We start from the raw sequence: 1269 nt of genomic DNA on the forward strand, positions 1-1269 counted from the left end.
CATCCGTCTGCGCGGCCCAGTGGATACCGAGCAACTCAAGGCGGTGCTGGCCGTGGTGCGCGCATGATCGGTTTGCCAGCGAACACGCGGGTGTGGATCGTGGCCGGCCACACCGACATGCGCAAAGGCTTCGACGGTTTGGCGGCAATGGTCCAAGGAGCTTTGAGCGAGAACCCGTTCAGTGGCCACGTCTTTGTCTTTCGCGGCCGGCGCGGCGACATCCTCAAAGTGCTGTGGTTTGATGGCCAAGGTTTGCTGCTGCTGTGCAAGCGGCTCGAACGCGGCCGCTTTGTCTGGCCGCAAGCTGCATCCGGCGGCGTGTCTCTGACCTCAGCCCAACTCTCGATGCTGCTTGAAGGCATCGACTGGCGCATGCCGGCGCGCACGCACCGTCCCGATCTGGCTGCGTAAAGCTTGGCAGTTGCGGGTCATTCCCGATGAGGTGAGACAGCAGAGTTGGGCATACTCAAAACCGTGCCGACGCCCCATCAACCGCCCCAGAACATCGACGAATTGCTGCGCATCATCGCGGCGCGCGACAGCGAGGTGGCCCTGCTCAAGTTGATGGTCGACAAACTCAAATTGCAACTGCTGCGCCGGGTTCGCTCCGAATTCGGTACCTCCAGCGAACAGTGGTCGGCGCAGATGCCTTTGATCGATGGTGGCGAGACCGCGATGGTCACTCGAGCCAAGGCCGCATCTGCACCGGCCCCCGCCAATGACCCGCAGATCGACCGCAGTCTGCCCGCGCACCTGCCGCGCGATGTTCGGGAGCACCTGCCCGAGATCAGCGACACGCACCAGGACACAAATGGCCAGTCCTGCGGGTGCACCGCTTGTGGCGCTCGACTGCGTAAGATAGGACAGGATGTCTCCGAACAACTGGAGTACGTGCCTGCCCACTTCAAGGTGATCCGGCATGTGCGTCCCAAGCTGGCCTGCGTGGCGTGCCATGCCATCTTCCAGGCCAGCGCACCCAGCCGCCCCATAGCGCGCGGACTGGCCGGTGCCGGCCTGCTGGCCCATGTGCTGGTGTCCAAGTACTGTGACCATTTGCCTCTCTACCGCCAAAGCGGCATTTACGCCCGCAGCGGTGTTGAGCTGGACCGCTCAACGCTGGCCGGCTGGGTTGACCAGGCCGGTCAATTGCTTGATCCCCTGGTGGCCGCACTGGGGCGCTACACCCTGGCGGCTGCCAAGATTCATGCCGACGACACCCCCGTGCCGGTGCTGCAGCCCGGGCGCGGCAAGACCAAGACGGGGCGCTTG

At 64.1% G+C, this 1269-nt stretch carries 2 protein-coding genes; both read left to right on the forward strand.

Annotated elements, in window-relative coordinates; translation table 11 throughout:
• The coding region (gene tnpB / locus AVS7_RS18860; RefSeq protein WP_369799124.1) for an IS66 family insertion sequence element accessory protein TnpB at positions 1-411 on the forward strand (411 nt) is incomplete at its 5' end.
• 45 nt (positions 412-456) lie between these two features.
• The coding region (locus AVS7_RS18865) for an IS66 family transposase (protein WP_024001863.1) at positions 457-1269 on the forward strand (813 nt) is incomplete at its 3' end.

The organism is Acidovorax sp. MR-S7 (genome assembly GCF_000400995.2).
In the GTDB taxonomy this organism is placed as follows: domain Bacteria; phylum Pseudomonadota; class Gammaproteobacteria; order Burkholderiales; family Burkholderiaceae_C; genus MR-S7.